General features: G+C 30.5%; 18 protein-coding genes. 15 read left to right on the top strand and 3 right to left on the bottom strand.

Annotated elements, in window-relative coordinates:
- Positions 1-76: 76 nt before the first annotated feature.
- From hsrA to plsY, 3 genes are all read right to left on the bottom strand, one after another.
- Positions 77-751, bottom strand: coding sequence for a homeostatic response regulator transcription factor HsrA (hsrA, locus tag EL235_RS00960; RefSeq protein ID WP_039617309.1), 675 nt, complete (start codon positions 749-751; stop codon positions 77-79).
- A 77-nt stretch (positions 752-828) separates the two neighbouring features.
- Positions 829-1,146, bottom strand: a complete 318-nt coding sequence (locus EL235_RS00965; protein WP_114639979.1) for a dihydroneopterin aldolase — start codon at positions 1,144-1,146, stop codon at positions 829-831.
- Complete coding sequence (plsY, locus tag EL235_RS00970) at positions 1,131-1,742, bottom strand: glycerol-3-phosphate 1-O-acyltransferase PlsY (RefSeq protein WP_126340623.1); 612 nt, start codon at positions 1,740-1,742, stop codon at positions 1,131-1,133. Before plsY ends, EL235_RS00965 begins: the two co-directional genes overlap by 16 nt.
- Positions 1,743-1,941: 199 nt before the next feature.
- Here plsY and EL235_RS00975 point away from each other — a divergent pair, with 199 nt between their 5' ends.
- From EL235_RS00975 to atpD, 15 genes are all read left to right on the top strand, one after another.
- Positions 1,942-2,976, top strand: a complete 1,035-nt coding sequence (locus tag EL235_RS00975; RefSeq protein WP_114639981.1) for a cytochrome-c peroxidase — start codon at positions 1,942-1,944, stop codon at positions 2,974-2,976.
- A gap of 150 nt (positions 2,977-3,126) precedes the next feature.
- Entirely contained in the window at positions 3,127-3,435 is a 309-nt protein-coding gene (gene rplU, locus EL235_RS00980; protein ID WP_114639982.1) for a 50S ribosomal protein L21, read from the top strand.
- Positions 3,436-3,445: 10 nt separating this feature from the next.
- Positions 3,446-3,700: a 50S ribosomal protein L27 gene (rpmA, locus tag EL235_RS00985; RefSeq protein ID WP_039649045.1), complete on the top strand. Its 255-nt coding sequence runs from the start codon at positions 3,446-3,448 to the stop codon at positions 3,698-3,700.
- 96 nt (positions 3,701-3,796) lie between these two features.
- Entirely contained in the window at positions 3,797-4,840 is a 1,044-nt protein-coding gene (obgE, locus tag EL235_RS00990) for a GTPase ObgE (RefSeq protein WP_126340624.1), read from the top strand.
- Positions 4,840-5,307, top strand: a complete 468-nt coding sequence (locus tag EL235_RS00995; protein WP_114639984.1) for a DUF6194 family protein — start codon at positions 4,840-4,842, stop codon at positions 5,305-5,307. Before obgE ends, EL235_RS00995 begins: the two co-directional genes overlap by 1 nt.
- Positions 5,304-6,215 carry a methionyl-tRNA formyltransferase gene (gene fmt / locus EL235_RS01000; protein WP_126340625.1) on the top strand — a complete coding sequence of 304 codons (912 nt, stop codon included), beginning with the start codon at positions 5,304-5,306 and terminating at the stop codon, positions 6,213-6,215. Before EL235_RS00995 ends, fmt begins: the two co-directional genes overlap by 4 nt.
- Entirely contained in the window at positions 6,196-6,831 is a 636-nt protein-coding gene (locus EL235_RS01005; RefSeq protein WP_114639986.1) for a biotin--[acetyl-CoA-carboxylase] ligase, read from the top strand. Before fmt ends, EL235_RS01005 begins: the two co-directional genes overlap by 20 nt.
- Complete coding sequence (locus EL235_RS01010; protein WP_012660935.1) at positions 6,828-7,610, top strand: ParA family protein; 783 nt, start codon at positions 6,828-6,830, stop codon at positions 7,608-7,610. The genes EL235_RS01005 and EL235_RS01010 overlap by 4 nt, the downstream gene beginning before the upstream one ends.
- 3 nt (positions 7,611-7,613) lie before the next feature.
- Complete coding sequence (locus EL235_RS01015) at positions 7,614-8,465, top strand: ParB/RepB/Spo0J family partition protein (protein WP_126340626.1); 852 nt, start codon at positions 7,614-7,616, stop codon at positions 8,463-8,465.
- Between the two features lie 63 nt (positions 8,466-8,528).
- Entirely contained in the window at positions 8,529-8,954 is a 426-nt protein-coding gene (locus EL235_RS01020) for a FoF1 ATP synthase subunit B' (protein WP_039625203.1), read from the top strand.
- 9 nt (positions 8,955-8,963) lie between these two features.
- Complete coding sequence (locus EL235_RS01025) at positions 8,964-9,476, top strand: F0F1 ATP synthase subunit B (protein WP_114639988.1); 513 nt, start codon at positions 8,964-8,966, stop codon at positions 9,474-9,476.
- Entirely contained in the window at positions 9,476-9,997 is a 522-nt protein-coding gene (locus EL235_RS01030; protein ID WP_039625206.1) for a F0F1 ATP synthase subunit delta, read from the top strand. Before EL235_RS01025 ends, EL235_RS01030 begins: the two co-directional genes overlap by 1 nt.
- A gap of 9 nt (positions 9,998-10,006) precedes the next feature.
- Positions 10,007-11,512, top strand: a complete 1,506-nt coding sequence (gene atpA / locus EL235_RS01035) for a F0F1 ATP synthase subunit alpha (protein ID WP_039617356.1) — start codon at positions 10,007-10,009, stop codon at positions 11,510-11,512.
- Between the two features lie 9 nt (positions 11,513-11,521).
- Positions 11,522-12,406: an ATP synthase F1 subunit gamma gene (gene atpG, locus EL235_RS01040; protein WP_114639989.1), complete on the top strand. Its 885-nt coding sequence runs from the start codon at positions 11,522-11,524 to the stop codon at positions 12,404-12,406.
- A 14-nt stretch (positions 12,407-12,420) separates the two neighbouring features.
- Positions 12,421-13,818: a F0F1 ATP synthase subunit beta gene (gene atpD, locus EL235_RS01045; protein ID WP_039617358.1), complete on the top strand. Its 1,398-nt coding sequence runs from the start codon at positions 12,421-12,423 to the stop codon at positions 13,816-13,818.

Below are 13,818 nucleotides of genomic sequence, written 5' to 3' on the forward strand. Positions count from 1 at the left end.
AAAAACTTATAGCTAATTTAAACGAAAGAAAAATTAAATTCGATTTTTAGAATGATTTAATCATTCTAAAAATTTTTTAGTTAGTTTTTTTAGGAAAACAAAAGCGATATCCTCTGCGACGTACAGTTTCTATGGTAGAGATATTAAGTGGTTTGTCCATTTTTTGTCTTATTTGATTGATTGCAACTTCTATAACATTTGGAGTTACAAGTTCAGGTTCTTCCCAAATAGCATCTAAAAGCTGTTCTTTTGATACAATTTGATCAGAATGTCTAGCAAGGTGAGTTAAAACTTCAAAAGGTTTTCCTTTTAATTCTATATCCTTTCCTTGGTAAGTGATTTTTTCTTCATCAGGATCAATCACTAAATCATCGATTTTAATCACATTAGTTCCACCAAATCTAAGTCTAGCTTCAATTCTTGCCATTAAAATTTCAAAATCTAAAGGTTTTTTTATATAATCATCTGCCCCGGCTTTTAAAGCTTTGATTTCATTTTCTTTGTCTGCTTTTGAGCATATTGTAACTATAGCAGTTCTTGGAGATTTTTGTTTGATAGCATTGATCAAATCGCTTGCATCATTATTACCTATAGTCCAATTTGATAATACTAAATCATAGTGTCTAATACCTATAAAATACTCAGCGTCTTTAAAATTTTCCGAAGTATCACTTTGGTAACCAAACTCGTTTAAAGTGTTTGATAAGGTTTTATTAAGCGATGCTTCATCTTCTACAACTAAAATACGCATTTTATTCCTTTGAAGATAGTTTTAGTGCAAAAGTATAACACAAATTAAGCAAATATTCAAAATTCTTTAAAAAATTTTTAATATTTTTTGCTTAAACTAGCTCCAACACATGCATTTTTAATAATATCAGGTTTATAGCAGGTAATATGTATAAACTGAAGTTTTTTATGATGTTTTTTGATATCTTTGCATATGTATTTTAAAGATTCTTCTATGGTTTTAAATTTTTTATTTTTATAGATTTTTTCTATTCTAGTGCATAATTTTGCATAATCTAAAAATTTTTTACTTTTAGCTTCTAATTCTATTAAGACTTTTTGCTCTTGAATTCTTTCAAAGTCCAAAAGCCCTATAATACATTTAAATTCTAAGCTAACTTTTATATGACTTTGCATTCTTGTTTTCCTATTAGTCTTAAGATATTTGGTATATGCTTATAAATAACTATAAAAGCGATAATAAATATCGGTGCATGGGTATTAATCACAGGCATATCATAATGAAATATAAAAGAAGTTGTGATTAAAACAACCAAAGCTCCAAGTGAAGCCAAGCTTGAAATTTTAAACACCTTTCCTATAATAAGCCAAGCTAAAACCGCAGATATAATTTCAAAAGGTAAAAATACTGCTAAAACTCCAGCTCCAGTAGCTACCCCCTTACCCCCTTCAAATTTTAAATAAGGAGAAAAACAGTGGCCAAATACTGCTAAAACCGCCATAGTCCATAAGATATTTTCATCATAGCCTAAAAATTTTGCTACTAATATAGGCACAATCCCCTTAAGTGCATCTAAAACAATAGTTGCAATAGCAAGTGTTTTAGCAAGCTTAGGATCACTTTCTTTTACTACTCTTAAAACATTAGTAGCACCTATGCTTTTACTACCTGCATTTTTGATATTTGTTTTGGCAAAAATTTGAGCTAGTAAAAGTCCAAATGGTACAGCACCTACAAGATAAGCTAAAAGATAAATTATTAAATTTTCCATTTACTTTTTGTCCTGATTTATGAAACTTTAATAAAATGATAGCAAAAAACCCTGAAATAAATATTTAAGAGATAATTTATCCTATAATAATTTTTATTGTTAAATAGAAATTTTTTATTTTGTTTAAAGAAAATTATAGATATATTTCTAATAAGTTTATTTTAAATAGACTTTATTTTATCTTATTTAGGAGTAGATAATGAAAAAAATTTCATTATTAGTTGCATCATCATTATTAGTTGCATCAACTGCTTTTGCTAATGATAGAGCTTTATTAGATGAAGCAAAGGCTGCGGGTTTAGCACCTTTGCCAAAGGATCAAGCGGGCGTTGAAAAACTATTAAAAGAAATGGGCATTGAAGCTAGTAAATTTTCTAAAGAAAAAGCTAATTTAGGTAAAAAGCTGTATTTTGAACCAAGACTTTCTAAAAGCGGTTTGATTTCTTGTAACACCTGTCATAACTTAGGTATGGGTGGTGCTGATGGTATCGCAGCTGCTGTAGGACACAAATGGACAGCTAATCCTCATCATTTAAATTCGCCAACAGTGTATAATTCGGTTTTAAATTCAACTCAATTTTGGGATGGTAGAGCAGGTACTTTGGCAGATCAAGCAAAAGGACCAATCGAAGCAGAGCCTGAAATGGCAACCCCAGCTAAATTAGCAGTAGAAAAAATTTCTTCTATGCCAGAATATGTAAAAGAATTTAAAAAAGTTTATGGTAGTAGTGGAGTGACTTTTGACAATATTGCAGATGCTATTGCTACATTTGAAAGAACGCTTTTAACTCCATCTAAATTTGACAAATTCTTAGAAGGTGATACAAAAGCATTAAGCAAAAAAGAAAAAGAAGGTTTGAAAACTTTCATTGATAAAGGCTGTACGGCTTGCCATACAGGAGTAAATTTAGGTGGTAGTATGCAGGCTTTCCAAGTAGCAGCTAAATATAAATTTGCAAATGTAGGAGATTTTAAAGGCGATGCAAATGGTTTGGTTAAAACTCCAACCTTAAGAAATATTGCTGAAACTGCTCCGTATTTCCACAATGGTGCTATTTGGTCTTTACAAGAAGCAATCAAAGAAATGGGTAGTGTGCAACTTGGTATAGAAATTTCTGACAAAGAAGCAGCTTCTATAGAAACTTTCTTACATGCTTTAACAGGTAAAAAACCAAGCATTACTTATCCTCAACTTCCAAAAGCAACTGAAAAAACTCCAAAACCAGAGCTTTAATTTAAATCTTAAGACGCTTTTTGCGTCTTAAGCTTACTTTATATAAAATCAAGATATAATTACCGCTTTTAACCACTAAAGCTTTCTAAATTTATGTTTATACATAATGCTTTATGGTGCTACCAAAATATTTTAAGAAAGGATAGCTGTATGTATGCTATTATAAAACACAGTGGAAAACAATACAGAGTAAGCCAAGGTGATGAGCTTAAACTAGATCGTTTTGAAGCTGAAGCAAAATCAAGCGTAGAAGTAAGTGAAGTTCTTGCTGTATGCGATAAAGAATTAAAGGTAGGTGTGCCGTTTGTTGCGGGTGCAAAAGTTGTTTTAGAAGTGATTGCTCATGGAAAAGACAAAAAAGTTGTAATTTATAAAAAAAGACGTAGAAAAGACTCAAAATTAAAACGCGGTTTTAGAAGACAATTTACTCGCGTTAGAGTAGTAGATATTAAAGCTTAAGGAGTAAAGAATGGCACACAAGAAAGGTCAAGGTTCAACTCAGAATAATCGTGATTCTATAGGTCGTCGTCTAGGTGTTAAAAAATTTGGTGGAGAATTTGTTCGCGCTGGCAACATCATCATTCGCCAAAGAGGAACAGCAACTCATGCAGGCAATAACGTAGGTATAGGAAAAGATCATACAATTTTTGCTTTAATTGATGGTTTTGTAAAATTTGAAAGAAAAGATAAAAATAGAAAAAAAGTTTCTGTTTATCCTGCATAATTTTTAAGGCTACTTTGTAGCCTTTTTCTTCTTTTTAATCTTAATATATTAAAAAAAATATAATATCATTTTAAAAATTTATACTTTGGTGATTGTATGTTTATAGATAATGTAAAATTAGTTTTAAGTTCAGGTAATGGTGGCAAAGGTGCTGTGAGTTTTCGCCGTGAAAAACATGTTCCACTTGGTGGACCTGATGGTGGCGATGGTGGAAATGGTGGCGATGTGTATTTTATATGTGATAATAATACTCATACCCTAGCACACTTTAAAGGTAAAAAAGAACTTAAAGCACAAAATGGCCAACCGGGTTTGGGCCGTAATAAAAATGGTAAAAGAGGGGAAAGTTTAGAGTTGATTGTCCCTCAAGGCACCCAAGTAATTGATGCACAAAGTGGGGAAGTTTTACTTGATATGTTAGCAGAAGGTCAAAAAGAACTCTTTTTAAAAGGTGGTAAAGGTGGTCTTGGTAATACTCACTTTAAAAACTCTACCAATCAGCGTCCAGATTATGCTCAACCAGGCGTAGTAGGAAAAACCTTAAGTGTGCGCTTAGAGTTAAAACTCATAGCAGATGTTGGGCTTGTAGGCTTTCCAAATGTAGGAAAATCCACTCTTATAAGCGTAGTGTCTAATGCAAGACCTGAAATAGCTAATTATGAATTTACTACTTTAACTCCAAAACTTGGTATGGTTGAAGTAGATGATTATAATTCTTTTGTAATGGCAGATATCCCAGGTATTATAGAAGGTGCAAGCGATGGTAGGGGTTTGGGACTTGAGTTTTTAAGACACATAGAAAGAACTTCTTTTTTACTTTTTGTACTTGATCCATTAAGAGATATGAGTTTAAAAGAGCAATTTTGCATTTTAAGAAAAGAATTAGAAAAATTTTCAAGCAAACTTTATGCAAGAAATTTTGGCTTAATGCTTTCAAAAAGTGATAGTGTAAATTTAGGTGAGGAATTTGCACAAAAAATGGAAGATGATTATAATGAGTTAAAAGCTTATTTACAAAGTCAAAATAATCCACAAAGCTTTTTTGTTAAAGTATCAAGCCTTGAAAAAACAGGTTTAAAAGAGCTTAAATTTATGCTTTTAAAAGAAGTTAAAAAAATTAGAAGTCAAAATAATCTTTGATGAGTGAAAATTTAACTATAGATTTTATCCAAGAATATATCAAGTCCAATTTTAAAGGTTTGGTATATAAATTTACCTATAAAGAACATAGCTTTTTTTATAATCCCGATAAGGTTTTAAAAAACGGAGTTTATTTTTGTACTATTAAAGAAAATGATGGCATAAATGATAAAGCTTCGAATTTAAATAGAGAAGGTGTGTTTCGTCTAAGTTGCTCTCTTTGTGATCAAGATTACCAAAATCTTTTTGGTCAAAAACCTAAAAAAGCTTTAAAGGGTGAGATTGTTAGTTTAAATTATGATTTTTCTATGCTTGATCTTATCATGCCTCATCCAATTTATGCTTATATGGGATATATTTGTATTAACAGTCCTTCAAGAAAAAATTTTGAAATTTTCAAAGATTATCTTGAGCTTTCATATCAAAAAGCTATAAAAACTTATCAAAAAAGGATAGCGGCACTATGAAAAATATCATTTTTATGGGAACTCCCTCTTATGCAACATGTATTTTAAAAGAGCTTGTTGATAAAGGGTTTAATGTCCAAGCTTTATTTACCCAGCCTGATAAACCTGTGGGAAGAAAACAAATTTTAACTCCAAGTGATACTAAAAAATTTGTTTTAGAAAATAATTTAAATATAGAAATTTTCACTCCAAAAAGCTTAAAAGATGAAAATATAATCAATGGAATAAAAAGCTTAAAACCTGACTTTATAGTTGTTGCTGCTTATGGGAAGATTTTACCAAAAGAAATTTTAGATATTGCTCCTTGTATCAATTTACATGCTTCCTTGCTTCCTAAATATCGTGGCGCTTCGCCTATACAAAGTGCTATTTTAAATGGGGATAAAATAAGCGGGGTTTGCACTATGCTTATGGAAGAAGGGCTTGATAGTGGTGCTATTTTAGAAAACATAGAATGTGATATAGAAGGTAAAAATTCAGCTGAGGTTTTTACCATGCTTTCAAATTTAGCAGCTAAGCTTGCTATTTCTACGCTTTTGAATTTTGAAAAAATTGTCCCAAAAAAGCAAGATGAAAGTTTGGTTACACATTGTAAAAAAATCAAAAAAGAAGATGGGTTGATTGCTTTGGATAATGCAAATGAAATTTATCAAAAATTTTTAGCTTTTACACCTTGGCCTGGAATTTTTTTAGAAAATGGTATGAAATTTTTAGATATAGAATTAGTTGATAGTGAAAAAACTCAAAAATCAGGTGTGATTTTACAAATAGAAAAGGAAAGCTTTTTGCTTTCATGCAAAAAGGGTGTTTTAAGGATTAAAGCTTTGCAAGAAAGTGGAAAAAAAGCTTTAGATGCTAAGACTTATTTAAATGGAAAAAGGTTAAAACTTGGAGATAGTTTATTTTGATGAGCTTGAATCAACTCAAGTTTATTTAAGTGATAAAATTCGCAGTGGAGAAATTATAGAAAATACCGCTATTTGTGCTTTTATTCAAAGTGCTGGTATAGGTAGTAGGGATAATACTTGGCAAAGTAAGCAAGGAAATTTACATGTATCTTTTTGTATAAAAACACAAGAATTAGCACAAGATCTTCCTTTGGCTTCTGCTAGCATATACTTTGCATTTTTAATGAAAGAAGTATTGCAAAGACAAAATTCAAAAGTATGGATTAAATGGCCTAATGATTTTTATATAGAAGATAAAAAAATAGGCGGCCTGATGAGTTCTAAAATCAATGATTTTTTAATTGTAGGAATGGGGATTAATCTTAAATATGCTCCATTTAATGCTGAAATTTTAGACATAGAAGTAGATATAGCAAAACTTTTAAATGAGTATTTTTCTTATATAGGTGAGAAAATTTTATGGAAGAATATTTTTAGCAAGTATATGCTAGAATTTGAAAAATCAAGAAATTTTTTTATACATAATGAAGGTAAGATTTTATCTTTAAAAGATGCTTTGTTGTATAAAGATGGTTCTATATTGTTAGATAATAAAAGGATATATAGTTTAAGATGAGTGAGATAATAACTATTGCAAATCAAAAAGGTGGAGTGGGTAAAACTACTACTGCTATTAATCTAGCTGCTTCTTTGGCGGTAGCTGAAAAAAAAGTTCTTTTGATAGATATTGATCCGCAAGCTAATGCTACAACAGGACTTGGTTTTAATAGAAGTAATTATGAATATAATATTTATCATGTTTTTATAGGTAGGAAAAAACTTTCTGAAATTATTTTAAAAACTGAACTTCCACAATTATACTTAGCTCCATCAAATATTTCTTTGGTTGGAATTGAACAAGAAGTAGTAAAAGAAAGTGGGGAATATAGAACGATTTTAAGAGAAAAAATCAAAGAAATTGCTAAAGATTATGATTTTATTATCATTGACTCACCTCCTGCGCTTGGAAGCATTACGGTAAATGCTTTTGCGGCAAGCGATAGTGTTATTATCCCTATACAATGTGAGTTTTATGCGCTTGAGGGTGTCGCGATGGTTTTAAACACTATTAAATTTGTAAAAAAAACTATCAATCCAAAGTTAAAAATAAAAGGCTTTTTGCCAACTATGTATAGCTCACAAAATAATCTTTCAAAAGATACTGTGGAGGATTTAAAGCAAAATTTCAAACAAAAGCTATTTAGAACAGGTGATAATGAAGATGATTTCATCATCATACCAAGAAATGTAAAACTTGCTGAAAGTCCAAGCTATGGAAAGCCTATTATACTTTATGATATAAAATCTCCAGGTTCAGTGGCATATCAAAATTTAGCACATTCTATATTAGGATAAAAAATGGCAAAAAAAAGTGCATTAGGAAGAGGCTTAAGCAGTATCTTGGCTGATATTGATGAAGTTTATGAAAAAGAATTAGGCTCTAATGAAGGTAGAATAGAAGAAATTGATATAGATTTAATTAGTCCAAACCCTTATCAGCCAAGAAAGAATTTTGATACCCAAGCCCTAGAAGAACTTGCAGGTTCTATTAAAGAATATGGTTTGATTCAGCCTGTTGTTGTTTTAAAAAAAGATGAATTTGATTATATTTTGATAGCAGGTGAGAGAAGATTTAGAGCATGTAAGCTTTTAGAAAAAGAACAGATTAAAGCTGTAGTTTTAAATGTAGATGATATAAAATTACGTGAGCTTGCTTTAATAGAAAATATTCAAAGAGAAAATCTAAATCCTATAGAATTAGCACATTCTTATAAAGAATTACTAGAAATTCATGATATCACTCAAGAAAAATTAGCAGATCTTATCCATAAATCAAGACCTCAAATTGCTAATACCTTAAGACTTTTAAATTTAAACGAGCAAACGCAAAATTTCATTATAGAAGGTAAAATTTCACAAGGTCATGCAAAGGTTTTAGTGGGGCTTGAAAAAGAAGAAGAAAAAATGATAGTTGATACCATCATAGGACAAAAGCTCAATGTAAGAGATACAGAAAAATTAATTAAAAATTTTAAAAATACAAATCAATTAGAAAAAAACACAACTTTAAACAAACAATATCAATCTATAATAAATTTAAAAGAAAAAATTGAATCTTTAGGCTTAAAAGTAAATGCAAAAGATTTAAAAATTACTATAAATTTTGAAAATGAAGATGAGGTTAGGGAATTTCTAAAGACATTAAATTAAATATGTTTTTAGGTATATTTTGCTATAATTTCGCGTTTTATTTAGATTTATTTAGGAGTATTAATGTTTAATGATGTACATTTTTCCATCATGATAGCCACCGGTGTCATTTTTTTGCTTATGATAGCGATTTTAAATTCTATGCTCTATAAACCTTTGATTAAATTTATGGATTCTAGGGATTTAACTATAAAAAATGATGAAGAAAAAATGAAAAAAAATTCTGATGATGTTTCAAATGTAGAAAGTGAATTAGAAAAAATTCATATTCAAACAAGAGATGAAATCAATCAAATCAAAGCAAAAGCAATAGAAGAAGCTAAATTAAAACAAGAAAAAGAATTATCAACAAGAAAAAGAGAATTAGAAGATCAAATGCTTGTTTTTCTTAAAAGTCTAAGAGAAAAAGAAAAAGAATTAAAAGAAGAAATGCGCTTAAAAATGCCAGAATTTAAACAAAGCTTTAAAGATAGCTTGAGTAAAATTTAAGGAAGATAAATGTTGAAAAAAATTGCATTGTTATCAGTACTTCCTTTTTATGCTTTTGCAGCAGGTAATGGAAGTGGTGAATATGATATAATTCCAAGAGCGGTTAATTTTGTTTTATTTGCTGCTATTTTGTATTATTTTATTGCAGCTCCTTTGAAAAATTTTTATAATGGTAGAATTGCAAAAATTGCTTCTAGAATGAACGAAATTCAAGAAAAGCTTATCGCGAGTAAAAATCATAAGTTAGAAATGATGAAAAAACTAGACTTAGCTAAACAAGAAGCAATCAATGCGGTGGCTCTTGCAAAAAAAGAGGCAGAGATTATCACAGATAAGATAGAAGCTGAAACAAAAATGGAAATTAAGGCTTTAGAAAAAACTTATGAAGAACATAAAGAATATGAAATAAGAAGAATGGAAAAAGAAGTTGTACAAGCGGTTCTAGAAGAAATTTTTGAAGATCAAAATTTACAACTTCAGCAAAAAGAAATTCTAAATATCATGATGAAAAAGGTGTCTTGATGGAAAGTGTGATTGCAAAAACCTATGCAAAGGCGATATTAGAAAGAAACGATTTTGAAGATTTTTATTCTAATTTATTAGAGTTAAGTTTAGCTTTTGCATCTAATAAATTTATAGATATTTTAAATTCTTATGAGATAAAACAAGGAAAAAAACTAGAATTTATACTTTCTTTATTAGATAATCCAAGTGATGCTTTTAAAAATTTTATAAATTTAATTGTAGATAACAAAAGAGAAATGTTAATTCCAGAAATCACTAAAGAGTTGAGTGAGCAAAAAGCATTAAAGGAAAATACATTCTTAGGACAAGTTTATTCAAAAGAACAATTAAGCGCAGAAGAAATTAAAAATTTAGAAGAAAAACTTAGTGCTAAGTTTAATGCAAAAATTAGATTAGATAGTAAAATAAGTGATAGTGACAGTGTGAAGATTAGCTTAGATGGTCTTGGTTATGAAATTTCATTTTCAATGCAAAGCTTAAAAGCTAAAATGAATGAATATATATTAAAAGCAATTTAAGGAGATTTGATGAAATTTAAAGCAGATGAAATTAGTTCTATTATAAAAGAAAGAATTGAAAAATTTGACTTTAATCTTGAAATAGAAGAAACTGGTAAAATTATTTCAGTTGCTGATGGTGTTGCTAAGGTTTATGGTCTTAAGAATGCTATGGCTGGAGAGATGGTTGAATTTGAAAATGGTGAAAAAGGAATGGTACTTAACCTTGAAGAATCAAGTGTTGGTATTGTTATCTTAGGAAAAGGTCTTGGTCTTAAAGAAGGAAGTTCCGTAAAAAGACTAAAAAAACTTCTAAAAGTTCCGGTAGGCGATGCGTTGATAGGACGTGTTGTAAATGCTTTGGGTGAGCCAATTGATGCTAAAGGTGTGATTGAAGCAAGCGAATATCGTTTTGTGGAAGAAAAAGCAAAAGGTATTATGGCTAGAAAAAGCGTTCATGAGCCACTACACACAGGTATTAAAGCAATTGATGCTTTAGTTCCAATTGGTAGAGGACAAAGAGAGCTAATTATCGGTGATAGACAAACAGGTAAAACAACTGTAGCAATCGATACTATCATTAGCCAAAAAGGTAAAGATGTTATTTGTATTTATGTTGCAATTGGTCAAAAACAAAGTACAGTAGCTCAAGTAGTTAAAAAGCTTGAAGAATATGGTGCAATGGATTATAGTATAGTAGTAAATGCAGGTGCTTCTGATCCTGCTGCATTGCAATATCTTGCTCCATATACAGGCGTAACTATGGGTGAATATTTTAGAGATAACTCAAGACATGCATTGATTGTTTATGATGATTTAAGTAAGCATGCTGTTGCATATCGTGAGATGTCTTTGATTTTACGTCGTCCTCCAGGTCGTGAAGCTTATCCAGGGGATGTATTTTATTTACATTCAAGATTGCTTGAAAGAGCAAGTAAATTAAGTGATGAGCTTGGCGCGGGAAGCTTAACAGCATTACCTATTATTGAAACTCAAGCGGGTGATGTTTCAGCTTATATTCCAACCAATGTTATTTCAATCACAGATGGGCAAATTTTCTTGGAAACAGATTTATTCAACTCAGGTATTCGTCCTGCGATTAATGTTGGTTTATCTGTATCTCGTGTTGGTGGTGCTGCGCAAATTAAAGCAACAAAACAAGTTTCAGGTACATTAAGACTTGATTTAGCTCAGTATAGAGAATTGCAAGCTTTTGCACAATTTGCAAGTGATTTGGATGAAGCAAGTAGAAAACAACTTGAACGCGGACAAAGAATGGTTGAGGTTTTAAAGCAACCTCCATATTCTCCGCTTTCAGCTGAAAATCAAGTAGTGATGATTTATGCAGGAACTAAAGGATATTTAGATGATATAGCAGTTTCTAAAATTGGAGAATTTGAAGCAGCTTTATATCCATTTATTGAAGCTAAATATCCAGAAATTTTTGAGCAAATTAGAACCAAAAAGGCTTTAGATAAAGATTTAGAAGAAAAATTAGCTAAAGCATTGAGTGAGTTTAAAGCAAACCACATATAAGGTTTTTAAATGTCTAATTTAAAAGAAATTAAAAGAAAAATAAAAAGTGTTCATAATACACAAAAGACAACTAATGCTATGAAGCTTGTCTCTACTGCCAAATTAAGAAAGGCGGAAGAGGCGGCTAAAAAGTCAAAAGTTTTTGCTCAAAAAATTGATGAAGTTTTATCTGAAATTGCATTCAAGATTAATCAATATGAAGGACTTGATGATAAACTTCCGTTTTTTAGAAAAAAAGACAATATTGAGAAAATGGATATTATTTTCATTACTGCTGATAAAGGTTTATGCGGTGGTTTTAACATTAAAACCATTAAAACAGTAAATGAAATGCTTGAAGATTGTAAAGCAAAAAAAATCAAAGTAAGATTAAGAGCTATTGGTAAAACAGGTATAGAGTATTTTAATTTTCAAAATATTGAAATTTTAGAAAAATATCTAGATACAAGCTCTAGCCCTGACTATGAAAAAGCATGTGCTATTATACAAAGTGCAGTAGATGATTTTGTAAATGAAGTAACCGATAAAGTTGTAATTGTACATAATGGCTATAAAAATATGATTTCTCAAGAAATTCGTATTAATGAACTATTGCCTGTAGAAGCTATTGCAAGTAAGGAAGAACAAGAATCTCAGTCTTTAATGGACTTGGAGCCAGAAGATGAAGAAATCTTAAGTGATTTGTTAAAAACTTATTTTGAATATAATATGTATTTTTCTTTGGTTGATTCTTTGGCGGCTGAACATAGTGCAAGAATGCAGGCTATGGATAATGCAACCAATAATGCAAAAGCAAGAGTTAAACAACTTAACTTAGCTTATAATAAAGCAAGACAAGAATCTATTACCACCGAATTGATAGAGATTATCAGCGGTGTTGAGTCAATGAAATAAATTTAGGAGTGATGATGCAAGGTTTTATTTCTCAAGTTTTAGGACCAGTGGTTGATGTTGAATTTAAAGAATATCTTCCGCAAATTAATGAAGCTATTATTGTTAATTATGAATTAGAAGGAAAAGAATGTAAGCTAGTTCTTGAAGTAGCTGCGCATTTAGGCGATAATAAAGTAAGAACTATTGCTATGGATATGACTGATGGTCTTGTTAGAGGTTTAGCGGTAGAAGCAACTGGCAACCCAATCAGTGTTCCAGTGGGTGAAAAAGTTCTTGGAAGAATTTTTAATGTGACGGGTGATTTAATTGATGAGGGTGAAGAGATTAATTTTGATAAACATTGGTCAATTCACAGAGATCCTCCTCCATTTGAAGAGCAAAGTACGAAAAGTGAAATTTTTGAAACAGGTATTAAGGTAGTTGATTTGTTGGCTCCTTATGCTAAAGGCGGTAAAGTTGGTCTTTTTGGTGGTGCAGGTGTTGGTAAAACCGTTATTATTATGGAATTAATTCACAATGTTGCGTTTAAACATAGTGGATATTCAGTTTTTGCAGGTGTTGGTGAAAGGACACGTGAGGGTAATGACCTTTATAATGAAATGAAAGAAAGTAATGTTTTAGATAAAGTTGCACTATGCTATGGTCAAATGAATGAACCACCAGGGGCAAGAAATCGTATTGCTCTAACAGGTCTTACTATGGCTGAGTATTTTAGAGATGAAATGGGGCTTGATGTATTGATGTTTATTGATAATATCTTTAGATTTTCTCAATCGGGTTCAGAAATGTCAGCGCTTTTAGGAAGAATTCCTTCAGCTGTTGGTTATCAACCAACTCTAGCTAGTGAAATGGGTAAATTTCAAGAAAGAATTACATCAACTAAAAAAGGTTCTATTACTTCAGTTCAAGCAGTTTATGTGCCAGCAGATGATTTAACAGACCCTGCTCCTGCAACTGTTTTTGCACACTTAGATGCAACTACAGTTTTAAACAGATCGATTGCTGAAAAAGGTATTTATCCAGCTGTTGATCCGCTTGATTCTACTTCAAGAATGCTTGATCCACAAATTATAGGTGAAGAGCATTATAAAGTAGCGCGTGGAGTACAATCAGTGCTTCAAAAATATAAAGATTTGCAAGATATTATTGCTATTTTAGGTATGGATGAATTAAGTGAAGAAGATAAATTAATTGTTGAAAGAGCGAGAAAAATTGAAAAATTCCTGTCTCAACCATTCTTCGTTGCAGAAGTATTTACAGGAAGTCCTGGTAAATACATTAGTTTAGAAGATACAATAGCAGGTTTTAAAGGTATTTTAGAAGGAAAATACGACCATTTACCAGAAAATGCTTTCTATATGGTAGGTGGAATTGATGAAGTTATTGAAAAAGCAGAAAAACTTAAGGCTTAA

The sequence above is a fragment of the Campylobacter lari genome (assembly GCF_900638335.1).
GTDB lineage: Bacteria > Campylobacterota > Campylobacteria > Campylobacterales > Campylobacteraceae > Campylobacter_D > Campylobacter_D lari_E.